General features: G+C 68.9%; 30 protein-coding genes. All 30 read left to right on the forward strand.

The genetic code is table 11. The features are described 5' to 3' along the window. Nucleotides 1-208 precede the first annotated feature (208 nt). The 30 genes from OX958_RS27955 to OX958_RS28095 all read left to right on the forward strand — a co-directional run bounded on the left by OX958_RS27955 (nucleotide 209) and on the right by OX958_RS28095 (nucleotide 18,851). The gene (locus OX958_RS27955; RefSeq protein ID WP_270132779.1) at nucleotides 209-1,288 is read left to right on the forward strand and encodes a hypothetical protein; all 1,080 of its coding nucleotides are present in this window, start codon (nucleotides 209-211) and stop codon (nucleotides 1,286-1,288) included. A 135-nt stretch (nucleotides 1,289-1,423) separates the two neighbouring features. Further along, on the forward strand, nucleotides 1,424-1,813 hold the full coding sequence (locus OX958_RS27960) for a hypothetical protein (RefSeq protein WP_270132780.1): 390 nt from the start codon (nucleotides 1,424-1,426) through the stop codon (nucleotides 1,811-1,813). 94 nt (nucleotides 1,814-1,907) lie between these two features. Further along, nucleotides 1,908-2,249, forward strand: coding sequence for a hypothetical protein (locus tag OX958_RS27965; RefSeq protein ID WP_270132781.1), 342 nt, complete (start codon nucleotides 1,908-1,910; stop codon nucleotides 2,247-2,249). Beyond that, nucleotides 2,246-2,608, forward strand: a complete 363-nt coding sequence (locus OX958_RS27970; RefSeq protein ID WP_270132782.1) for a hypothetical protein — start codon at nucleotides 2,246-2,248, stop codon at nucleotides 2,606-2,608. Before OX958_RS27965 ends, OX958_RS27970 begins: the two co-directional genes overlap by 4 nt. Beyond that, the gene (locus tag OX958_RS27975) at nucleotides 2,605-2,739 is read left to right on the forward strand and encodes a hypothetical protein (protein WP_270132783.1); all 135 of its coding nucleotides are present in this window, start codon (nucleotides 2,605-2,607) and stop codon (nucleotides 2,737-2,739) included. The genes OX958_RS27970 and OX958_RS27975 overlap by 4 nt, the downstream gene beginning before the upstream one ends. Next, the gene (locus OX958_RS27980) at nucleotides 2,736-3,092 is read left to right on the forward strand and encodes a hypothetical protein (protein ID WP_270132786.1); all 357 of its coding nucleotides are present in this window, start codon (nucleotides 2,736-2,738) and stop codon (nucleotides 3,090-3,092) included. Before OX958_RS27975 ends, OX958_RS27980 begins: the two co-directional genes overlap by 4 nt. After that, nucleotides 3,089-3,460: an LAGLIDADG family homing endonuclease gene (locus tag OX958_RS27985; protein ID WP_270132787.1), complete on the forward strand. Its 372-nt coding sequence runs from the start codon at nucleotides 3,089-3,091 to the stop codon at nucleotides 3,458-3,460. Before OX958_RS27980 ends, OX958_RS27985 begins: the two co-directional genes overlap by 4 nt. Then, a complete protein-coding gene (locus OX958_RS27990) occupies nucleotides 3,457-3,624 on the forward strand; it encodes a hypothetical protein (RefSeq protein WP_270132789.1) in 168 nt (55 codons plus the stop codon). The genes OX958_RS27985 and OX958_RS27990 overlap by 4 nt, the downstream gene beginning before the upstream one ends. 163 nt (nucleotides 3,625-3,787) lie before the next feature. Next, nucleotides 3,788-4,159, forward strand: a complete 372-nt coding sequence (locus OX958_RS27995) for a hypothetical protein (protein WP_270132790.1) — start codon at nucleotides 3,788-3,790, stop codon at nucleotides 4,157-4,159. Between the two features lie 22 nt (nucleotides 4,160-4,181). Further along, nucleotides 4,182-4,439, forward strand: a complete 258-nt coding sequence (locus OX958_RS28000; RefSeq protein ID WP_270132791.1) for a hypothetical protein — start codon at nucleotides 4,182-4,184, stop codon at nucleotides 4,437-4,439. A 68-nt stretch (nucleotides 4,440-4,507) separates the two neighbouring features. Continuing rightward, complete coding sequence (locus OX958_RS28005) at nucleotides 4,508-4,855, forward strand: hypothetical protein (protein WP_270132792.1); 348 nt, start codon at nucleotides 4,508-4,510, stop codon at nucleotides 4,853-4,855. Nucleotides 4,856-5,104: 249 nt separating this feature from the next. After that, nucleotides 5,105-7,657, forward strand: coding sequence for a phage/plasmid primase, P4 family (locus tag OX958_RS28010; RefSeq protein ID WP_270132793.1), 2,553 nt, complete (start codon nucleotides 5,105-5,107; stop codon nucleotides 7,655-7,657). A 13-nt stretch (nucleotides 7,658-7,670) separates the two neighbouring features. Further along, complete coding sequence (locus tag OX958_RS28015) at nucleotides 7,671-7,934, forward strand: hypothetical protein (RefSeq protein WP_270132796.1); 264 nt, start codon at nucleotides 7,671-7,673, stop codon at nucleotides 7,932-7,934. An 85-nt stretch (nucleotides 7,935-8,019) separates the two neighbouring features. Beyond that, the gene (locus OX958_RS28020) at nucleotides 8,020-9,189 is read left to right on the forward strand and encodes a DNA cytosine methyltransferase (RefSeq protein ID WP_270132798.1); all 1,170 of its coding nucleotides are present in this window, start codon (nucleotides 8,020-8,022) and stop codon (nucleotides 9,187-9,189) included. Nucleotides 9,190-9,202: 13 nt separating this feature from the next. Next, nucleotides 9,203-11,125: a DNA polymerase gene (locus tag OX958_RS28025; RefSeq protein ID WP_270132800.1), complete on the forward strand. Its 1,923-nt coding sequence runs from the start codon at nucleotides 9,203-9,205 to the stop codon at nucleotides 11,123-11,125. Nucleotides 11,126-11,302: 177 nt separating this feature from the next. Further along, nucleotides 11,303-11,614, forward strand: a complete 312-nt coding sequence (locus OX958_RS35410; RefSeq protein WP_442913225.1) for a DUF7169 domain-containing protein — start codon at nucleotides 11,303-11,305, stop codon at nucleotides 11,612-11,614. A gap of 383 nt (nucleotides 11,615-11,997) precedes the next feature. Continuing rightward, nucleotides 11,998-12,813 (forward strand): hypothetical protein, encoded by an 816-nt coding sequence (locus tag OX958_RS28030; protein WP_270132801.1) that lies wholly within the window; start codon nucleotides 11,998-12,000, stop codon nucleotides 12,811-12,813. A gap of 202 nt (nucleotides 12,814-13,015) precedes the next feature. Continuing rightward, on the forward strand, nucleotides 13,016-13,297 hold the full coding sequence (locus tag OX958_RS28035) for a hypothetical protein (RefSeq protein WP_270132802.1): 282 nt from the start codon (nucleotides 13,016-13,018) through the stop codon (nucleotides 13,295-13,297). Beyond that, a complete protein-coding gene (locus OX958_RS28040) occupies nucleotides 13,294-13,851 on the forward strand; it encodes a hypothetical protein (RefSeq protein ID WP_270132803.1) in 558 nt (185 codons plus the stop codon). Before OX958_RS28035 ends, OX958_RS28040 begins: the two co-directional genes overlap by 4 nt. Continuing rightward, nucleotides 13,848-14,111 (forward strand): hypothetical protein, encoded by a 264-nt coding sequence (locus tag OX958_RS28045; RefSeq protein WP_270132804.1) that lies wholly within the window; start codon nucleotides 13,848-13,850, stop codon nucleotides 14,109-14,111. The genes OX958_RS28040 and OX958_RS28045 overlap by 4 nt, the downstream gene beginning before the upstream one ends. Beyond that, nucleotides 14,108-14,437 carry a hypothetical protein gene (locus tag OX958_RS28050; protein WP_270132805.1) on the forward strand — a complete coding sequence of 110 codons (330 nt, stop codon included), beginning with the start codon at nucleotides 14,108-14,110 and terminating at the stop codon, nucleotides 14,435-14,437. The genes OX958_RS28045 and OX958_RS28050 overlap by 4 nt, the downstream gene beginning before the upstream one ends. A 371-nt stretch (nucleotides 14,438-14,808) precedes the next feature. After that, nucleotides 14,809-15,435 (forward strand): hypothetical protein, encoded by a 627-nt coding sequence (locus OX958_RS28055; RefSeq protein ID WP_270132807.1) that lies wholly within the window; start codon nucleotides 14,809-14,811, stop codon nucleotides 15,433-15,435. Beyond that, nucleotides 15,435-15,728, forward strand: coding sequence for a hypothetical protein (locus OX958_RS28060; RefSeq protein ID WP_270132809.1), 294 nt, complete (start codon nucleotides 15,435-15,437; stop codon nucleotides 15,726-15,728). The genes OX958_RS28055 and OX958_RS28060 overlap by 1 nt, the downstream gene beginning before the upstream one ends. Further along, complete coding sequence (locus OX958_RS28065; protein ID WP_270132811.1) at nucleotides 15,725-16,036, forward strand: hypothetical protein; 312 nt, start codon at nucleotides 15,725-15,727, stop codon at nucleotides 16,034-16,036. The genes OX958_RS28060 and OX958_RS28065 overlap by 4 nt, the downstream gene beginning before the upstream one ends. Next, on the forward strand, nucleotides 16,033-16,590 hold the full coding sequence (locus tag OX958_RS28070; RefSeq protein ID WP_270132812.1) for a hypothetical protein: 558 nt from the start codon (nucleotides 16,033-16,035) through the stop codon (nucleotides 16,588-16,590). The genes OX958_RS28065 and OX958_RS28070 overlap by 4 nt, the downstream gene beginning before the upstream one ends. After that, a complete protein-coding gene (locus OX958_RS28075; protein WP_270132813.1) occupies nucleotides 16,587-16,763 on the forward strand; it encodes a hypothetical protein in 177 nt (58 codons plus the stop codon). The genes OX958_RS28070 and OX958_RS28075 overlap by 4 nt, the downstream gene beginning before the upstream one ends. Further along, nucleotides 16,760-17,161 (forward strand): hypothetical protein, encoded by a 402-nt coding sequence (locus OX958_RS28080; protein WP_270132815.1) that lies wholly within the window; start codon nucleotides 16,760-16,762, stop codon nucleotides 17,159-17,161. Before OX958_RS28075 ends, OX958_RS28080 begins: the two co-directional genes overlap by 4 nt. A 128-nt stretch (nucleotides 17,162-17,289) precedes the next feature. After that, nucleotides 17,290-17,553 carry a hypothetical protein gene (locus tag OX958_RS28085; RefSeq protein WP_270132816.1) on the forward strand — a complete coding sequence of 88 codons (264 nt, stop codon included), beginning with the start codon at nucleotides 17,290-17,292 and terminating at the stop codon, nucleotides 17,551-17,553. Between the two features lie 83 nt (nucleotides 17,554-17,636). After that, nucleotides 17,637-17,942 carry a hypothetical protein gene (locus OX958_RS28090; protein WP_270132818.1) on the forward strand — a complete coding sequence of 102 codons (306 nt, stop codon included), beginning with the start codon at nucleotides 17,637-17,639 and terminating at the stop codon, nucleotides 17,940-17,942. Between the two features lie 315 nt (nucleotides 17,943-18,257). Beyond that, complete coding sequence (locus OX958_RS28095) at nucleotides 18,258-18,851, forward strand: SprT-like domain-containing protein (RefSeq protein WP_270132819.1); 594 nt, start codon at nucleotides 18,258-18,260, stop codon at nucleotides 18,849-18,851. Nucleotides 18,852-18,855 lie beyond the last annotated feature (4 nt).

Here is an 18,855-nt window from a genome sequence, read left to right on the forward strand (position 1 = left end):
GGTACGAAATAGGTACACCCCGCCTGCTTCCTGCTTCCCCGCCCCGCCGGACCCCCCGCGTCCGCCCCGCCACTGACTCCACTCGTTGCCCCCGGCCTCCACCTCGGAGACCGGGGGCTTTCGCATGCCCGCGTCATGAGCAGATCGGCCCCGGCTGACCCACCTCCCCCTTGACCACACTCAAGGATCAAGGGAGCACGACCACCTCATGACCGACCCCTTTTCGATCATCAAGACTGAGCTTCCCCGCGACCGTTGGGGACGCCCGTTGATCACCCCGCCGGACGGCGGCGAGACCGTCGCCTACCAGCGCGTGACGACCTTCGTCGGCGCCCTGGAGGACACCTACCACCTGAGCCTCTGGTCTCAGCGCATGGTCGCGCTCGGCATGGCCAACCGGCCAGACCTCCAGCTCGCCGCGTCTGCCATCACCGACCCCACGGACCAGTACGCGAAGCGGACCCTCAACGACATTGCCAAGTCGGCCCGCGAGGCCGCCGGTGCCGGTGCCGCTGCAACGACCGGAACGGCCCTCCACACGCTCTCCGAGAAGATCGACCGGGGCGAGGACGTCGGCACCGTTCCCGCGGCCTACCTGCCCGACCTGGAGGCATACAGGCGGGTGACGAAGTACTTCGCCACCCTGGCAATCGAAGGCTTCTGTGTCCGCGATGACTTGCGCGTCGGCGGCTCTTACGACCGCATCGTCCAGTTCACCGCCGAGGGCCTGGACCAGTACGAGCGCGAGCACGGCGAGCGTCTGTGCTACCCCGGACCCGATGCCGACGGCAACATTCGCGCGGGACTCGGCGACGAGGTCCAGCCCGGAGACACGATGATCGGCGACCTGAAGACCGGCAACGTGGACTTCGGCATCGGCAAAATCGCCATGCAACTCGGCACCTACGCCAACTCGGTCGATTACGACCACACCCTAGGCGCGCGTACGCCGCTGGTCGGCAACCCGTCGAAGAAGTGGGGCGTCATCGTCCACCTCCCGGCGGGCACCGGCGCCGCCCGGCTGATCTTCGTTGACGTCGCCGCGGGTTTCGACACCGCGTACGTCCTCGCGGTCGGCGTCCACGCATGGCGCAAGCGGAAGGACTTGTCCTTCCCCTTCGCCTCCGTCCAGGTTCACGCCGACCTCGGCCCGTCGCTGGTCGAGCAGATCAACGCGGCGCCGTCGTACAAGGCCCTGGAGTCGATCTACCAGGCCAACGCCGAGAAGTGGACGCCCGGCCTGACCACGCTCGCCAAGGCCCGCACGGCCGAGCTGGCGGCTTCCTAGCCCTTACCCCGCGTCTGCTCAGTCCCCCGGATTCGTCCGGCGGGACTGAGCAGACGCGCCCTCGCTGACCCACCTCCCTTACGTAACCGGCCGCCCGGCCGCCAACAAGCCAATGCAACAGGAGATCACCACCACATGAGCGACAACTTTGGTAAGCCGTCCTCGTCCGCCGGCATCGAGTGGAAGAACCTTCTCGGCAGCCTCGTCATCGTCAAGGTCCACGAGGTCATCGCGGCCATGAAGACCGTTCACGGCGAGGGCTCGGCCGTCCGCGCGGACGTCATCGTCCTGGACGACAAGGGCGCCGACGCCAAGGCTGGAACGGAGTACATCGACACGCTGATCTTCCCGAAGGTCCTTCAGTCGCAGGTCAAGAGCCAGGTCGGCGGGATGGTGCTCGGCCGCGTCGGCCAGGGCGTCGCGAAGCCGTCCCAGTCGGCGCCGTGGACCTTCAACGAGGCCACCGAGGCGGACGCGGTCGTCGCGCGCGCCTACCTCCAGGAGAAGAGCCCGACTCCGTTCTGACCGATCGCACCACTCGCAACCTCCGAGCCACACGCCCCGCTCGCCCTCACCGGCGAGCGGGGCGTTTCGCCTTCTCTGCAAGGGAGACCACCCGATGACTGAGACAACCATTCGCGTAGAACACCAAGACCGCTATGTGATCGCGCCCACCGCCTTCAAGCAGGTACGCGCCGACGTGATCGAGAGCGACGCCACCGAGATCACCACGTATCTCAAGCCCGCCGACGCTCGGAAGCTCGCCAAGGCCCTCACGGCAGCCGCGAAGGTTGCCGAGGGCAAGACCGACCCCGGCCCGCTGATCGACGGCGAGGGCGACCGCTGGACCTTCTGTGGCCGCAACGACGCCGGCAAGGCCCTCTACCGCTTCTCTCCTCGCGGCGCCCAGCTCACCCGCGCTCAGATCCGCGACGGCTACACCTCTGCGAGGCGCGCGTGAACACCTTCGAAACCGTCAGAGTCACGGACTACTGGAACGACTGGGGAAGCGTCGGCGTAGACAAGGCCACGTCCGGTAGCAAGCCTCCGGCCGACGTCGTCCAGGTCTTCGCGATCGACGCGCCGTACGACGGCGGCCCGCTCGACTTCACGCCGGAGCAGGCCCGCACCTTCGCCGCCGCGATTGTTGCCGCCGCCAACCACATCGACCCCGAGGGCGCCCGTCCGCAGGCCGTCCGCGACGCCGACGGCGACGTGTGGCTCCGCACCGGCACCGACGAATACACCTTCGACGGCCTTCGGGAATCCCTCGCCGACGTCCGCGCCGCCTACGGCCCGATTCAGGAGCAGACGCCGTGATCAACCCCGACACCTTCGCCCTGATCGACCCGGACACCGACCTCGCCCCCAACGAAACCGTCTGCCCGGTCCACAACCTCACCTATCACGCGCCGCTCGGCGCCTGCCCCGAATGCGAGAACCCGCTGTGAACGCCTCCACCATCACCAAGGCCGCCGTGTCCGCGGTGGTTGCCGCGGGCATCCTCTTCGGCGGCGCGGTCTCATGCCGGAACTACTACGCCGAGGAAACGCAGACCTGCACCGTCACCGGTAAGGACCGCACCCGGCACGCCAAGGGAAGCGGTTCGGACATGCGCGTTTACACGTCCGACTGCGGAACCTTCGAGATCTCCGACTCTGTGGTCAAGGGCCGGTGGCGCTCGGCGGATCTCTTCGGCGCCATGCACGAAGGACACCGGTACGTCGTCGTCTCGTTCGGCTACCGGAACGGCTTCCTGTCGAGCTTCCCAACGATCATCTCCGCCACGGAGGCCCCGGCGTGAGCATCCCTCCGGCCGCCCCGATGACGCGCGAGGAGGCGGCATGGCTGTCCGGCCTGCTGGACGGCGAGGGTTGCTTCGACAGCCCGCGCGGCAACCCGCGTATCCGCGTCAAGATGAGCGACCTTGACGTGATCCTCCGCGCCGCCGACCTGATGGGCGCCTCCACCCACATGGAGGCCGCGCGCTTCGAGCATCACAAGCCGCTGATGGTTGCTCAGATCACCGGCGACCGCGCCGCCTCCATCATGCGGGCGTTGCTTCCGTGGCTCGGCTCGCGCAGGTCCGGGAAGTGTACGGAGATCATCCTCGCCCACACCGCCCGTCAGTCCGCGCTCGCCGGCCGACACCTGAAGGCGGTAGCCGCGTGAGTCCCTACGTCGAGCTGAAGACCGTAGCTGTCTCGGGTACGCCGTTCACCGGTGGCGAGACCGAGGCCGTCGTCTCGGTCAACTACGCCGCCGGGCAGCATGCCGAGGCCCTGAAGGCTCTCAACGCCGCGTACGCCGAAGCCCGCGAACGGATCGAGCACTGATGCCCGCCTGCGAACGTTGCTGGGCGGACGCAACGTGGCTCGCCGCCGTGAAGGGCGGCACGCCTGACGAGTACTACCCCGCCGTGCTGGAGCGGAACGGCCCGGAGCATGAGCCTCCGGCCGTAGAACTGCCCGAGCCTCCGCCGCCTCGGGAGGTCATCGCGTGACCTCCGCCAACGCGGCCAAGGGGAAGCGCTGGGAGCTTGCCTTCCGCAAGTTTCTCGCGCTGACCTTCGGCCGCCTCGTCCGCCACCCGCACCAAGAGGGCTTTATCGACGTCGGCGATCTCCACCTCTCCCCGTTCGCCTTGCAGCTAAAGGACGAAGCCCGCCACAACTTCGCGAGCTACGTCCGCGACGCCGAGAAGCAGGCCGCCGCCGCCGAGGAGTTGTTCGGCGCCGCCGTCGTGAAGCAACGCGGCAAGAGCGCCGAGGACGCCTACGTCGTCATGTCCGGCCGTACCTTCCGCGACCTCGTCAAGTACCTGCACGACCTCGCCGAGGACGCCAACCGCTACCGCTCGCTCAACCGCTGACCACCTAGGGAGACCACCCACCGTGAACCCCAACGCCTCTGCCAACTTCGCTCACCAGTCCCTCCGCGTCCCGCGTATCGAGCTGCCCGGCGTGGACCGCGCCGCCGTGGTCGAGCTGGACGAGATAATGACCGCCGGCCGTCGCCTGCGCCTTCAGTACTCCCTTGCCATGGTCCGCCTCGGCAAGCACATTCACACCCGCACCATCTCCGCGAAGGACAAGGCCGCCCGGCGCAAGACCGGCAAGGCGCAGCGCACGGCCCGCAAGGCTCACCGCTGATGGGCTCGCGAGGACGCAACTACATTCACGGCGACACGGAGTACCGAGGCCGCGTCGTTGAGACCGGCATGCGGATGACGTCCGAGACGGTCTACGACGAGACCGAAGAGGAGTACGCGGCCCGCAAGGAAGCATGGCGCAAGGCCAACCCCGGCCGCCCGGCGTACGAGATGAAGCCTTGGTACCGCACCCAACACCAGGAGGACCGCGGTCTCCAGCCGTACGCCGACGAGCGGACCTACGGGCCGTACGCAACCATCGGCCCGGCTCGCGCCGCCGCCGGTACCGGCCGAGGCCAGTCCCGCAAGGTGGAAGAGGGCACCCGACACGACGGCGGGGTGTTCCGCCGCATCCACACGGTCCAGGTCGGTCACGTCACCTGGACGGACCTGGACGAAGTGTCCCCGCTCCGGTGAGGCAACCTCGCCCGGCCGCCCCCGGTCGTTGCTCTCGGCCCCTTTGCCGAGGCGACCTCCACACCGTCACCCGCTCCGACCCCGACGGCAACGTTGAGCGTCAGGAGTACTGCGCCGCGTGTGGAACGCCGACCGGGTGAGCAGACGGCCACCCGCTGACCCACCTACCTAACGAACGCGCCCTCTCCCCCATTCCGACCGGGGAGAGGGCGTTGCCCTGTTTACACGCCACCTTGGAGGACCCCACCTATGGACGACTTCGCCCCGCCGGGCGCTCCGGCCGCCCCCGCCGCTCGCCTGACTCTCGAATCGTTCCTCGGCCGGTTCTCCGAGGTTGACGACGAGGCCAACGGTTACGCCGTCATCTGCCCGTCTCACCCCGACACGACTCCCTCGCTTCGCGTTGCCTACAACGCCGACCGCAAGACCCTCGTTCTGAAATGCCGCGTGGGTTGCCGTACCGGCGCCGTCGTGAAGGACCTCGGCCTCACCATGGCCGACCTCTTCAACGTCGAGCCGGGCGACCTGACCAACGTCAAGAGCGCGGGCGCCGTCCCCGAGCCGGTGGGCATCGCCCACAAGGCCGCGCTCCGCATGTACCTGGACAAGGCCGCCTCACAGCTCCCGGACAGCGCCGAGTCGCTCGCCTACGCCGAGCGTCGCTTCGGTATCGGCCGCGAACTGGCCGCCTCCCTCGGCCTCGGCCACGACGACGGCTCGACCCCGTCCGGCATCGTCTCGCTGTCCCTCGCGCTCTACCGCGACACCTCGCGCCTCGTCGTCCCCTTCCACGACTTCGACGGCGTAGCCCACTACCTCCAGGCCCGCGCGCTCGACCCGCAGTACGCCGGCCGCGCGAAGTGGTCCGGCCCGGCCAACCCCGACGGCGCCGCGTGGGGGCGGTTCGGATGGTTCCCCGGTGACCTCGGCTGGTCCGAAATCTTCGTGACCGAAGGCCCCGGCGACGGCCTGACCACCGTCGGCGCAGGGTACGACACCCTCCTCATCCGCGGCGCCGCCATGGGCCTCACGGACGAGATCCTCGCCGAGCTGGTCGCCCGCTTCTCCGACCGCACCTTCGTAATCGCCGGAGACAACGACACCGGCGGCAAGACCTTCAACGAGATCGTCGGCGAGCGCCTGACCAGCGTCGGCCTGTCCGCCGTCGTCCTGGACGTCCCCGCCGCCGTCGGCGACCTCTCCGCATGGCGCGAGGCCGACCCGGCCACGTTCTACCCGGCGCTCACCGAGGCCGTCAGTTCGGCCAATGCGTGGACTCCGCCGCCACCGGAAACGCCCGATATCCCGAACCCCGCGCCGACCCCGGCGGCCGAGGAGGACCACCTCCCCGCGACCGAGCTTGCCAACGCGATCCGGCTTGCCCGGCGGATGAAAGGGCTACTGCGCTACACGCCCGCCCTCGGCTTCCTCGTGTGGAACGGCGCAGCGTGGACCGTGGACAAGCGGTCCTCCGTCCGGGCCGCCGCGCAGCAATCGGCTCTCGACCTCATGAGCGAGGCGCTCGCGCTCCCGCGTGCCGAGGAGGGCTCGCCCGAGGACAAGCGCCGCAAGGCCGCTATCCGCTGGGCTCACGACTCGCAGAGGTCACGCGGCATCGAAGCCGTCATGTCCGAGGTCAAGGCCCTGCCAGGAATCGCGGTAGACGCCGGAGACCTGGACGCCCACCCGGACCTACTTGCCTGTAGCAACGGAACTGTCAACCTGAAGACCGGGCAGCTCAAGCCCGCCGACCCGGCGGACCTGCTGACCAAGGCTCTGGACGTGGACTTCGTCCCCGGCGCCGAGGCGCCGCGGTGGCTGTCGTTCCTGGACCAGTGCTTCCCCGATGACGCGGACATGCCGGGCTATCTCCGGCGCCTCGTCGGCTACGGCGCCACCGGCTACGCGACCGAACAGTGTTACGTCATGCTGCACGGCCAAGGCGGCAACGGTAAGAGCGTCTTCACCTCGGCCCTGTACGACGTCTTCGCACCCATCACGGCCAACGTCGGTATCGAGACCTTCCTCACCAACGGCAACGCCGGAGACGGCGGCGCCTCGTCCCCCGACGTCGCCGCCCTGCGCGGGTCGCGCCTCGTCCTCACCTCCGAGGCCGAGTCCGGCGCCCGCATGGCGGAGGCCAAGATCAAGCGGCTTACCGGCGGCGACCCGGTGACTGCCCGCCACCTCTACAAAGAGCCGTTCACGTTCTTTCCGTCGTTCCTGCTGATGCTCTCCACGAACGCAATCCCGGAGGTCCGCGACAACTCGGACGGCATCTGGCGGCGGGTCAAGATCGTGGAGTGGAAGCAGCAGTTCAAGGGCGCCCGTAAGGACCCCGCCCTCGGCCAGAAGCTCCACGCCGAGCGGGAGGGCATCCTCGCGTGGGCCGTCCGCGGCGCCGCCGAGTGGTACCGCGCCGGCCTGGGAGAGCCGTCGGCCGTCACCGACACCGTCAACAGCCACCAGGCCGAGGCGGACAAGCTCTTGGAGTTCTTCCCCGGCGTCATCGTCCGCGACCCGGAGGCGTGGATCTCTCGCAAGGATCTCTACGCCGCGTACAAGGAATGGTCCGATGCCGAGGGCAACGAGCGCCCTTGGCGCAACGTCACCGTCTACCAGGAGATCGGCAACCGCGGCGTTGAGCAGACCATGCGCAAGGGCGTTCGCGGCTTCAAAGCCCTCCGTCTCCGGCGCCCCACAGATTCGCTCGACTCCGAGCGAGCAAACGGGGAGGCGCTGACCCACCTCCCTGATGAGACCGACACGTCCGCGCCGTCGCTCGACTCTTTCAACCCGTAGGAGACCACCGCACATGGCACTGACCACCCGCAAGACCAAGCCCGCGCCGACGATGGAGCAGCGGGCCGCCTCGGCCGCCGCCACCACCGAGGCCGCTCTCGTCGTCTTCGCCAACGCGGCCGACGACCTGGACGCCGCCGCCGCAGAGCTGGAGGCCATCGCGGACGACGCCTTCGCGGAGGCCGACCGCCTGAAGACGGTCTCGGACGAGGCGCAGCTCGCATCTCACGTCAACCGCGACCGCGCGGCGAAGATCCGGAACACCTTCACCTTCTAGGCCCCGCCCCGCTCCACCCCACCGGCCCCCGGCCCGTCATCGCGACGGCGCCGGGGGCTTTTCGCATGCCCAGAAGGGACCTCACGTGGACGCCACCGAATACGCCGAGTACGAAGACCTAGACCTCTTCGCCGGGCCTGGCGGCTGGGACGTCGCCGCGCGGTCCCTGAAGCGCAAGACCATCGGAATTGAGATCGACCACGACGCATGCGACACGCGCCGCGCCGCCGAGCTGCCCACCATTGAGGGCGACGTCCGGGAGTACGGCCCGGCCGACTTCCCCAACGCCCGCGGTCTCATCGCCTCGCCGCCGTGCCAGACGTTCTCCATGGCGGGCAAGGGCTCAGGCCGCGCCGCGCTGGACGCCGTCCTCATGCTGGTTGTTCGGATGGCCGCTGGTCTTCCGATCGATACGTCCGCGATCGAAGACGAGCGAACCACCCTCGTCCTAGAGCCGCTCCGGTGGGTGCTGGAGGCGCACCGCCTCGGCCGCCCGTTCGAGTGGCTCGCCTTCGAGCAAGTGCCGACCGTGCTTCCCGTATGGGAGGCCGTGGCCGAGGTCCTCGCCTCACTCGGCTACTCGGTTGCCACCGGCAACCTCCACTCGGAGCAGTACGGCGTACCGCAGACACGCAAGCGCGCGATCCTTGTAGCCCGTTTACACGGCGAGGCGCACCTCCCCGAGCCGACTCACTCACGCTTCCACAACCGGGCGCCCGAGCGCCTGGACGAGGGCGTCGAGAAGTGGCTGTCCATGTCGGACGCCCTCTCCTGGGGAATGACTCATCGGCCTTATCCCACGGTCGCCGCAGGTACCGCCTCGGGCGGCGCTGACCCGCAGATGATCGGCGGGTCCGGCGCACGTGCCGCGATCGCCGCCGAGCGGGACGAGGGCCGCTGGATCGAGTGGCTACCGACCGACCTCGTGGGCTTCCCCCGCCGCGCCGACACCGAAGACGTCCTCACCCTGGACGGAGTTGACTACCGCGCTCGCGACCTCCGGCAGGCCGACGAGCCGTCATTCGTGGTCACCGAGAAGGCGCGGAGCTGGACACGCTTCCCCGACGCCATGGGCGAAGGCCCGGCCGACAACGCCAAGGCGTCCGGCATGCGCGTGACCGTGCAAGAGGCCGCCGTCCTTCAGTCCTTCCCCGACGCCTATCCGTGGCAGGGCTCGCGAACCAAGCAATACCAGCAAGTCGGCAACGCCATCCCGCCGCGCCTCGCTCTCGCCATCCTCTCCGCCGTCCTCTGAAAGGGGGCTTTCTGTGAAGACCTTCACCCGCCGCGTCTCCGGCGATGAGACCACCATCTACTTCCCGGAGACAGAGAAGGACCTCCGCGGCTTTGAGGACTTCCTACTCCGCAACGTCGGCCGCGTCCTCGGCCTAGACACCGAGACCACCGGCCTTCACATCTTCGGCCGCCTGTTCGGTTGCCGCCTCGTCCAGTTCGGCAGCGCGACCGAGGCATGGGTGATCAACCGCGAGCGGTTCGCCGGCATCATCCGCCGAGTCCTCGCCCGGCCCGACCGCCGATGGGTCGCGCACAACGCGCCCTTCGACCTGCTGGTCTTGGACCGTTGCGGCCTCGCCGACCTGAAGGACCTCGGCCCGCGCGTCTTCGACACGAAGATCCTCGCTCACCTCTGCGACCCGCGGATGGAGCACGAGGGCGGCACCGGCCTTTCCCTGAAGCCGCTCTCGGCCATCTACGTAGACCCCGACGCCGAGGACACACAGAAGGGCCTTTACGCCGTCTTCCGCTCGGAGTACAAGGCCACCAAAGAAACTGGCTGGGCACTGATCGACATTGACCACCCGCTCTACGTCACGTACGCCGGACTCGACGTCATCTACGCCGTCCGTCTCCTGGCCGAGCTGGGAACCCTCGTCAAGGGCAACGGCCTCTCCAAGCTCGCGCACTTCGAGCACCGCGTACAACTCATCACCACGGCGCAGGTCAAGCGCGGTCTCCGCGTTGACACCGTTTACACAGAGAACCTCGTCGCCGACCTCGCCGCCGAAGCCCTTACCTACAAGGACATTGCGGCCCGCTACGGCGTCGAAAACGTCAACTCCACCGCGCAGGTCATCGCCGCGCTCGAAGGGATGGGCGAGACCTGGGAGGACAAGACCGCCACCGGCAACGCCTCGGTCGGCAAGGACGTCCTCCTCCCGATGGCTGATCTTGACCGCGACTGGGCACGTATCGACGCCCGCGACCCGAACCCCGTCGCCGACGCGGTCATCCGATCGAAGCGCGCCGGTAAGTGGGGGAAGACCTACGCGCAGGCGTTCCTAGAACTCCGCGACGAGGACGACCGCATCCACCCGAACGTTTCCTCTCTGGCCGCGAGGACGGCCCGAATGTCCGTCAGCAACCCGCCGCTCCAGCAGCTCCCCTCGGGCGACTGGAAGATCCGCCGGGCGATCATCGCCGACCCCGGCAAGCTGATCGTTGCGTGCGACTACTCGCAAGTTGAAATGCGCGTGCTCGCCGCGCTCTCCGGCGACCCCGCACTCATCGCCGCTATCGCGTCCGGCGAGGACCTCCACCTCTTCACGGCCCGTCTCGTGATGGGCGCCAAGTGGTCGACCATGACGGACGCTCAGAAGAAGCGCGCCCGAAAGCTCTTCAAGGCCGTTGGCTTCGGCAAGGTCTACGGGGGCGGCGCCGCCACCCTCGCGAAGCAAACAGGCATCACGTACGCCGAGGCGAAGGCCGCCGCCGACGCCTACGACGCCACCTTCCCCGGCATCAAGGCATACGGGCGGCGCCTCCAGCGGTCGGCCGAGTACGGCGGCCACGAGGTCGTTACGCCGTTCGGCCGCCACCTCCCGCTAGACCGCGACCGGGCGTACGCGGCAACCAACTACGTCGTCCAGTCCACGGCCCGCGACCTCCTCGCAAAGGCCCTCGTGGACATTGACGACGCCGGCCTGTCCGATCACATCTTGCTCCCGGTCCACGACGAGCTAGTTGCGCAGGCCGACGCCGCCGACGCCGAGGAGCTGGTCCGCGAGATCGGCCGACTCATGGACTCCACCTTCCACGGAGTCGAGATCACCTCGGACCCCGACGTCTACGGCGAGAGCTGGGGCAACGGCTACGGCTGCAAGACAGAGGGTGGCCATTGCGTCACCCCCGGCGACCACCCGCACATGTGGAACGTCCCGCACGCCGCCTGACTTTTGCAGCAACTTGCAGGCGGTCAGCCCTTGACGATCGGGCCGACCGCCGCCCGCTACATGGATGCACGCTCAACCAAAAGCGTTACGTGATCTATCCCACTTTCGAACGTTCCATTGACTCCGCTCCGTGATCAAAAACTGTCCCCCGCACCATCTAAGCTCCCTGGAGAACGCATGCCCAGCACGCTCCGTAACTCATATTCCGAACTCATCAGTAGCCTCCGTGACCTCGAAAAGGTCCTCGGACCGGCGACGGCAGCCCAGTACTCGCCGCCGCCGGGTGGGACAGGTGAACTCGCACCTAACGGCATCCCAAACCCGACTCTGGACACAGTGATTGACCCCCGCAGGATGGCCCTGTCGGACGCCGTGAAGGCGTGCGCGGCCACCCTTCGGGAGTCCTCGCGTCTGCTCAACCAAGAGACCGAAGCCCTTTCCGCCGCCCTCACGCGGTGGGAAGGCCACGAGGGGGAAACCACCAGATGACCGCCGACACGACCGCACCAGCCGCCACTGACTCCGCCGGCGCACGCGATCTCTACGCCGCGATGATGCGAGATGCGGACGCCTACACGGCGGCCCTCGTGGCGGGCGGTCCGCCGCCGGTTCTACCCTCTCGCAACTGACCCCGTTTTCACGCCGCCGTCTCCCACTCGGGAGGCGGCGGCTTTTTGCGTCACCACTCGGGACCTCTGAGTGATATTTGCTTTAAGCACCCGACTGACTTAGGTTCCTGACCACTCGGAGGTTTCGAGTGAGAGCGGGTCACTCGCGACCCCCTCCCGGCCCTCGCGGCCACCAATCCCCAACTCCCCCGGAGGCACTTCGCCATGTCCGCTTTCTCCGCTGTCGCCACTCTAAACCTCTCAGTGGCCGACCAGTTCCGCCTCATCACCGACGCGCAGAACGTCCCCACCGAGACCGTCACCGACGAGGACGGAACCACCCGCACCGTCTACGGCCAGACCGTCGCCTCCGAGGCCGCCCTGACCCAGCTCTACACCGCGTTTCTCCCGGCCATCCGCAACGCCGCCCGGCAGACCTCGCAGGCCAACGGCACCGACGACGCCCTCATGGTCGCCACGGAGGCGTTCTTCCTCGCCATCCGCGCCTTCGACCTGACGACTGAGTCCGCGCTCCACCACTCCATCTCCGCAATCCTCGTCCGCGCCGTGAAGCGCGCCGACCAGATCTCGGACGTAGTCGCCATCCCGGCAACGCCCGTCAAGCGCTATTGGCGCCTCGTGAACGACCACGACGGCGACGTCAAGGCCGCCTACGAAGCCGCAGGCGCCGACCGCGACGACACGACCCGCCTCTCCAAGGCTGGCTTCCTCGCCGTCCACCGCGTCATGTCCGGCGTAAAGGACGTTGACGGCCTGGACGTCACAGACGTTGCCGACGGCAACCAGCCCGACGCCGCCTACCTGCTGTCCCTCGTCACGCCCCGGCAGGAGACCGCCCTCCGTCTCCGCTTCGGCTTTGACGACAACGACACCGAGGCCCTCCGCGAGCGCCACGAACACAAGCTCGGCTCGCAGATCCCGGACGTGGACCTCGTCCCGATCCTCAACGCGACCTTCCCCGCCCTCCCGCAGGTCTCCCGGCAGAAGGTCCAGCGCGAGCGGACCGCCGCCCTCGCCACCATGCGCGACGCCTGGACCGAAGAAATCAACGGCTACTGAGCAAAGCGGCCACCGCTGACCCACCTCCTATGCACGCAAGACGAACACCCCAACTGCACATGCGAAAGCGCAAGCAAAGGAACGCCACCGTGAACTTCTCTCCCACCTACGACGAGCTGGACTTCGAGTCCCGCGACGTGATCGACGCGCAGGACACCGCCGCCGCCCTGACCATCCTCAACGACACCGAAGAGGGCTTCTGATGAGCGATCGTCTCGGACGCGGCCACTCGGCCTACGACATGCTCACCGCCGCCGGAGCGCCGGAGCTGCCCGCCCACCACTTCTACCGGATCAAGCAGGACCCGCACTCGGACCACGTCGTCCGAGTGGAGGTCCGCGAGATCTCCACCCGCACCGGCTCGGAGCGGTTGTCCTGGGCAACCTTCTCCCTCCGCGAGGGCCTCGGCCCCGTCCTGGAGGCCACCGTCCGCGCCGCCACCGAAGCCTTTGACGACGCCTTCCCGAACGGAGTCCCCGCGTGACTACCATCCCCACCGGCCCGGAGCACATCAACCGCGAGGCCCGCGTCCTGGAGGACGTCCGCGCCCGCAACGACGGCCACACGCAGTACGAAGCGGGCGAGATCGTCCGCGTGATGGACGTCCGCCCGGCGCCGAGCTTCGGCGGCACCCCCAACCAGAGCGTCGGTTTCCGGCGCGTCACCATCGCAGGCGAGCCCGGCCGCCGGGCGGCGGCGACCAGCGCGAACAACCTGGAGCTAGTGCCGACCGAGGCCGAGCGCGCCTCCGCCCTTGCGGCCCTCGGTATCCCCGCTTCCCGGCCGGGCGTCACCGTCGCCTACGGGAACGGCGGAGGCGGCGGGGGTGGCGGCTTCTCCTCGTGGCGCCACGTCGGCACGGCGACCGAGGGCGCGCTCTTCGCCTGGGGCGGAGCGGGCGGAACCTCGGCCACCAGCCGCACGCCCGAGCGCCGGAACGCGAAGGAGATGGACCACGCCCACACCCGCGTCGCCGCCGCCTACCGCGAGCTGACCAACGCCCTGGACGCTCTCAAGAGCTTGGAGGCCCGGCCGTGACGCTCGACCACCGAACCGGCTGGGACGAGGCTCTAGAGGCCGCCGCCGCGCACGTCCGCGCGGCGTGCCGTCACCGGACGTGGGCGGACTCGTCCTTCTGCAACGCCTGCGATGACGTCGCCGACACGATCGAAGAGACGCCCTACAAGGCGCCCGTCCTCGTCCTGGAGCTTCCGGTCAGTCGTTGGGTCGCCGGCGTCCTCCCCGGCGCCGCCGCACAACCTCGCCCGGTGGTTGCCCTGGGCAAGAGGTCATCGTGAGCGCCCGTCGCATCCGCGGGGAGTCCTCTCCCGGCCTCGGCGACCGCGTTCGGATCGTCTCGTCCACCTCCGGCCGCGAGTGGTTCGGCGTCGTCCTCGTCTGGTCCGCCACCGGCGATCCCTTCGTCAGCGACGACGAGACCGCCGCCGTCCGGTGGTACCCGAAGTCATGGGTGGCCGAGGTCTTCCAACAGCCCGGCCGCCCGCTCCCTTGCTCTTGCTTCGTGCCCGGCCCTGACCAGCCCGACGCCGAGCCGAAGCCCGATCCCGACTGCGACCACCACGCCGACACCTCGGCCATCTTGAAGAGAGCGAGGGCGCGCTAGTGGCCGCACCGCGATTCGTTGTCGTTGGCAACGGCCTGCGCGCCTGGCGCCGGCCGCCCGAATGCCGCCACGAAAACGACGACGTCTGTTCGGTCTGCGACTTCGACGGCTACTACGAGACGACCTATCCGGCCGTCCCTTGGAAGACACCGGAGGCCCCGACTCCGTGACGTTTACACGCCCTGTCTCCCTCCCCCGCCCCGCACAACGGACTCACTGTCCCGAGTGCGGGGCGGTTCTCGTTTGGGCGGCCGGCCTGCCGATCCGGTGGGTTTGTCGAAACCCGCATCCGCCCCGGTGAGCAAAGCGGCCTCCGCTGACCTACCTCCCTGCCAGACCACCGAATAGCAACGAACGGAGACCACCTCCCCATGACTGCCATCAACGACCGCGTCCGCATCACTCGGGCCGTCGGCGAGAGCCGGGCGCGCACCGACGGCGGCGGCGTCGTCGGCCGCATCGAGAGCATCGATCCATCCGTCAACCGGCGCGAGAGCGTCGTCTACGGCGTCCGTTCGGAAGGCACCGGCTTTATCCACTCGGCTTATGAGGTCGTTCCGGTAGCGGAGCCGACCCCGGCACCCGAGCCCGAGGCGCCCGTCCTGATCGATCAGGCCCGCGCACAAGCTCTCTACGCCGCGTCCGTCGTGCTCGGCGGCCACGAGCACGCCCTCGCCGAGGACGTCGTCCGGCTCGCGGAGTTCATCATCGCCGGAGAGGCAGTACAGGACGCCGTCGTCGTCAACGTCAACGCGACCTCGGACCCGACCGCGACCGTCGCCGCCGCAGTGGCGAGGCCGGACACCTCGCGGCGCCTCCACATCACCGACAACCACGGCGACAGGTTGACCGTCACGCGCGGCGATTTCGGCCGCCACTCGTCCCGCGTCCTCGCGACGATCCGCACCTCCGACGGGAGTGGCGCCAACCCCGTTGACGTCTACCTCCGCACGCCCGCCGAGCGGGACGAGCTGGTCGCCTACTTGCAGGCGCTCTGATGGGCAAGTTCGCCGAGATCGTCGGCGAGGGTGCCGAGGATCTCGAAGCCCTGACCGCCGGCCCCATCCACGACGTCCACCCCGACGACCTCATGTACCACACCGACGGCGACGGCGACGAGCTGAAGGTTGCCTACTACGTCCGCGACAACTGCGACGGCTCGCCCATCACCGCAGGCTTCCACTTCGCCACCACTCCGGACGGCGTCGTCCTGGACCTGGAGGCCGCCGAGCGTCAAGCCGAGTGGCTACAAATGTTCATCGAACAGGCTCGGGAGGCCAAGCTCTCATGACTCCGCAGGAGTACCGCGAGGAGGCCACGCGCCTCCTCGCCGAGGCCCAGACCTACGGAGTCGGCCACCCGCTCCGCGCCGACGCCCTCGCTCAGGCGCAGATCAACGCCACCCTTGCCCTCGGCAACGACCAACCCGAATGGCGCCACGAGATCCGCGTACAAGCCGACCTCACCGACGCCCTACGGACCGTCCCCATTCCCCCGCCCGCGCCACCGACTCCGCCCACCCCCGCAGCAAAGAAGACCACCGCACCTCGCAAGCGAACGACCACCAAACCGACCACCAGCAAGGGGAATACGAAGTGACTCTCACGCAAACCAAGCTCGACCGCGACGGCGTCAACGTCCACGTCAACCCCGCGTCGCCCGACGCCTACCGGACGAACGCCATTCCGGCGGACTGTGTCGGCGTCCTCGGCGCAGGTACCGGCGGCCTGCGAGTACACGAAGCCTTCCTCGACCGCGAGGACGCCGTCCGCATCATCACAGCACTCACGGACGCCGTGGAGGCGTACGACGGCCGCGAGGACGCGCAGAGCGAGGCCGCCCGCAAGGCCCGCGAGCTGGAGGCGCAGCAACGCAACCTCCGCATGGTCGCCGCGCAGAAGCAGGCCGACGCCGCGCACGCCCTGACCTTCAAGGCGGGCGATATCGTCCTGATTGGGGACAAGCCCGGCACCCACCGCAACGGCGGCTACGTCCGGCCGTCGGCCGCCGGCCGCCCTGGCTTCGTGTCAGGCGATATGCGGCGGCCCGGCTGTGTCCCGGTCACCTACCGGTCGGCCGAGTACGGCAACCACCAGTACACCGAGCAGATTCACGTGTCCTCGCTGACCAAGGCGAAGGCGGTTCCCGCGTGAACCGCGCCGAGGCGCTCGCCCTCGCTACAAAGACCGTCAACGAGATCTCCCCGCCCGCCAACTCCCGCGGCTACGCGGACGGTGTCGCACCGCTGGCCGCCCGCGGCGAGCTGATCCTCCGCATGGCCGCCTTCCTCTGCGAGACCACCGACACAGAAGGGACCACCTCGTGACCCTCACCCGCTTTACCGCCCTGGACGGCGACACCATCACCATCACGCCCGGCAGCACTATCTACAACGACGGCGTCTCCATCGCCGAAATCGACGCGACCGCGTGCCCGCTCGACCGGGAGGGCACGGTCCGCGTGATCGAAGCCCTGACCGACCTCGTCCAGGCCGCCGACGTCGCCGAGGCCGAGAAGCTCGCCGCCGAGGCCACCCGGCTCGCCGCCCCCTTCAAGGCCGGAGAGCGCGTCTACGGGAACCGTACGCAAGACAGCTACACCGTCGTCTCTGACCAGACCGCCCACGGCACCGCGTCGTTCGTACACCTGCGAACGGGCGACCTGAAGCCCGGCTACCTCACCCGGAACTTCCACCGCATGAGTCGCACCGTCTCGCCCTTCTGACCAACCGCCCCCGCCTCCCGGCCGCCCCTGGGAGTCGGGGGCTTTCGTCGTTTTGCCACTCGGAGGTTCCGAGTGGTACTGTTTACACATCGGGCGGAACCACCGCCCCGAGGCCCCGGGAGGCCACCATGACCCGCACCGCCAACCGCCACCGCTGCATCCACGGCGTGACTCCCCGTTGCACTCGCGGCAACGGCAAGCCGAAGCGTCAGAAGTGCGCGGAATGCGGCGGCGCTCTCCTCGTGGAGTCCGGCGTGTTCGGCGTCTTCGACCACCGCGGAGACGGCCGGTACCGCCTGGCCGACGCGCACGCGACCTACGCGATGGAGGCCGCCGCGACGCGCGAAGCCGCAAAGGACATGCGCCGCGTCGTGCGCTTCATCACCGCCTGATCGGGCGACAGTCGGCGGCGCCTCTAGCAGGCGCCGCCCATCGGCCGCCCGGCCGCCTTCACCAACCGAGAGGACCCACCACCATGGCCACCCGCACCCTCGCCACCCTCCGCGACGGCATCCCGCTCCCCTTCGACTGCAAGCCCTTCCGCGGCCCGAAGCTCACGAATGCCGGCAAGCCCTTCGAGCCGAAGCCGCGCGCCGCCGGTGACCGCCTGGAGATCACCGGCATTGACGGCGCCGAGGTTCTCGCCGAGGTGTGGGGTCCGGCCCTTGGCGCCGGTTGCGTCTGGGCCGTCGCCGACAACGTGGCCTACCTCGTGTCGAAGTCCGGCGCCGTCCTGGAGAACCGCGACTACCGCCGCCCGGCCGCCGAGGTGGCCGCGTGAGCCGCTCGAACCCCCGCTCGCCTGAGTGGGCCGTGTACTTCCGCAACCACCCCGAGGTCATCGCCTCGTGGGGCGAGTCGAACGGCCGAGCGCCTAACTGTCGGTGCGAGCCGTGCGAGTCCGATCTCTGCGCGGACTGCCTCCTCGCCCTGGACGCACACTGCGAGGAGTGCGGCGAGTGCTACTGCGAGGACGCCGCTTGCCTAGACGAGGACGAGGACGACTGGCTTTCTCGTTTGCCACTCGAAACCTCCGAGTGATATTGTTTACACGTTGGGCCGGAACGACCGGCCCTCGGACCGCCCGGAGGGCCTCATGACCGCCAAGCACAACACCCGCGAAGAGTGGCTCACCGCCGCAATCGCCGCCGTCGCCCCGCTCTTCGTTGCCAACGGCCACCAGCTCCCCGCGGTCCGCGTCTCGGTCGGCTTCCCCGGCGGCCGGGGTAACAAGACCTCCGTCATCGGGCAGTGCTGGCAGCCCGCCGCCTCGGCGGACGGCATCGGACAAATCTTCGTCTCCCCCATCCTCGGCGACGCGCCGACCGTCCTCTCCACGTTGGTTCACGAGTTGGTTCACGCCGTCAACCACGCGAACGGCGACAGCGGCCACGGCAAAGAGTTCTCCGCGATCGCCAAGCCGCTCGGCCTCGTCGGCAAGATGACCGCCACCACGGCAGGCGAGACCCTCGCCGCCAACCTCGCCGCCACCTCCACCCTCCTCGGCGACTACCCGCACGCCGCCCTCACCCCCGCCCTCTCCGGCGTGAAAAAGCAGGGGACGCGGATGCTCAAGGTGACTTGCCCGGAGGACGGCTACCAGCTCCGCACAACCGCCAAGTGGTTGGCCGTCGGCGTCCCGACCTGCCCCTGTGGAACCGAGATGGAGGCCGAGGTCCCCTCCGAATGACCGG

It is taken from the genome of Kribbella sp. CA-293567, from assembly GCF_027627575.1.
GTDB lineage: Bacteria > Actinomycetota > Actinomycetes > Propionibacteriales > Kribbellaceae > Kribbella.

Coding starts and splice junctions, on each gene's coding strand:
- OX958_RS27955 (WP_270132779.1), top strand. CDS start 209: ATGACCGACCCCTTTTCGATCATCAAGACTGAGCTTCCCCGCGACCGT.
- OX958_RS27960 (WP_270132780.1), top strand. CDS start 1,424: ATGAGCGACAACTTTGGTAAGCCGTCCTCGTCCGCCGGCATCGAGTGG.
- OX958_RS27965 (WP_270132781.1), top strand. CDS start 1,908: ATGACTGAGACAACCATTCGCGTAGAACACCAAGACCGCTATGTGATC.
- OX958_RS28005 (WP_270132792.1), top strand. CDS start 4,508: ATGCGGATGACGTCCGAGACGGTCTACGACGAGACCGAAGAGGAGTAC.
- OX958_RS28010 (WP_270132793.1), top strand. CDS start 5,105: ATGGACGACTTCGCCCCGCCGGGCGCTCCGGCCGCCCCCGCCGCTCGC.
- OX958_RS28015 (WP_270132796.1), top strand. CDS start 7,671: ATGGCACTGACCACCCGCAAGACCAAGCCCGCGCCGACGATGGAGCAG.
- OX958_RS35410 (WP_442913225.1), top strand. CDS start 11,303: ATGCCCAGCACGCTCCGTAACTCATATTCCGAACTCATCAGTAGCCTC.
- OX958_RS28035 (WP_270132802.1), top strand. CDS start 13,016: ATGAGCGATCGTCTCGGACGCGGCCACTCGGCCTACGACATGCTCACC.
- OX958_RS28055 (WP_270132807.1), top strand. CDS start 14,809: ATGACTGCCATCAACGACCGCGTCCGCATCACTCGGGCCGTCGGCGAG.
- OX958_RS28060 (WP_270132809.1), top strand. CDS start 15,435: ATGGGCAAGTTCGCCGAGATCGTCGGCGAGGGTGCCGAGGATCTCGAA.
- OX958_RS28065 (WP_270132811.1), top strand. CDS start 15,725: ATGACTCCGCAGGAGTACCGCGAGGAGGCCACGCGCCTCCTCGCCGAG.
- OX958_RS28085 (WP_270132816.1), top strand. CDS start 17,290: ATGACCCGCACCGCCAACCGCCACCGCTGCATCCACGGCGTGACTCCC.
- OX958_RS28090 (WP_270132818.1), top strand. CDS start 17,637: ATGGCCACCCGCACCCTCGCCACCCTCCGCGACGGCATCCCGCTCCCC.
- OX958_RS28095 (WP_270132819.1), top strand. CDS start 18,258: ATGACCGCCAAGCACAACACCCGCGAAGAGTGGCTCACCGCCGCAATC.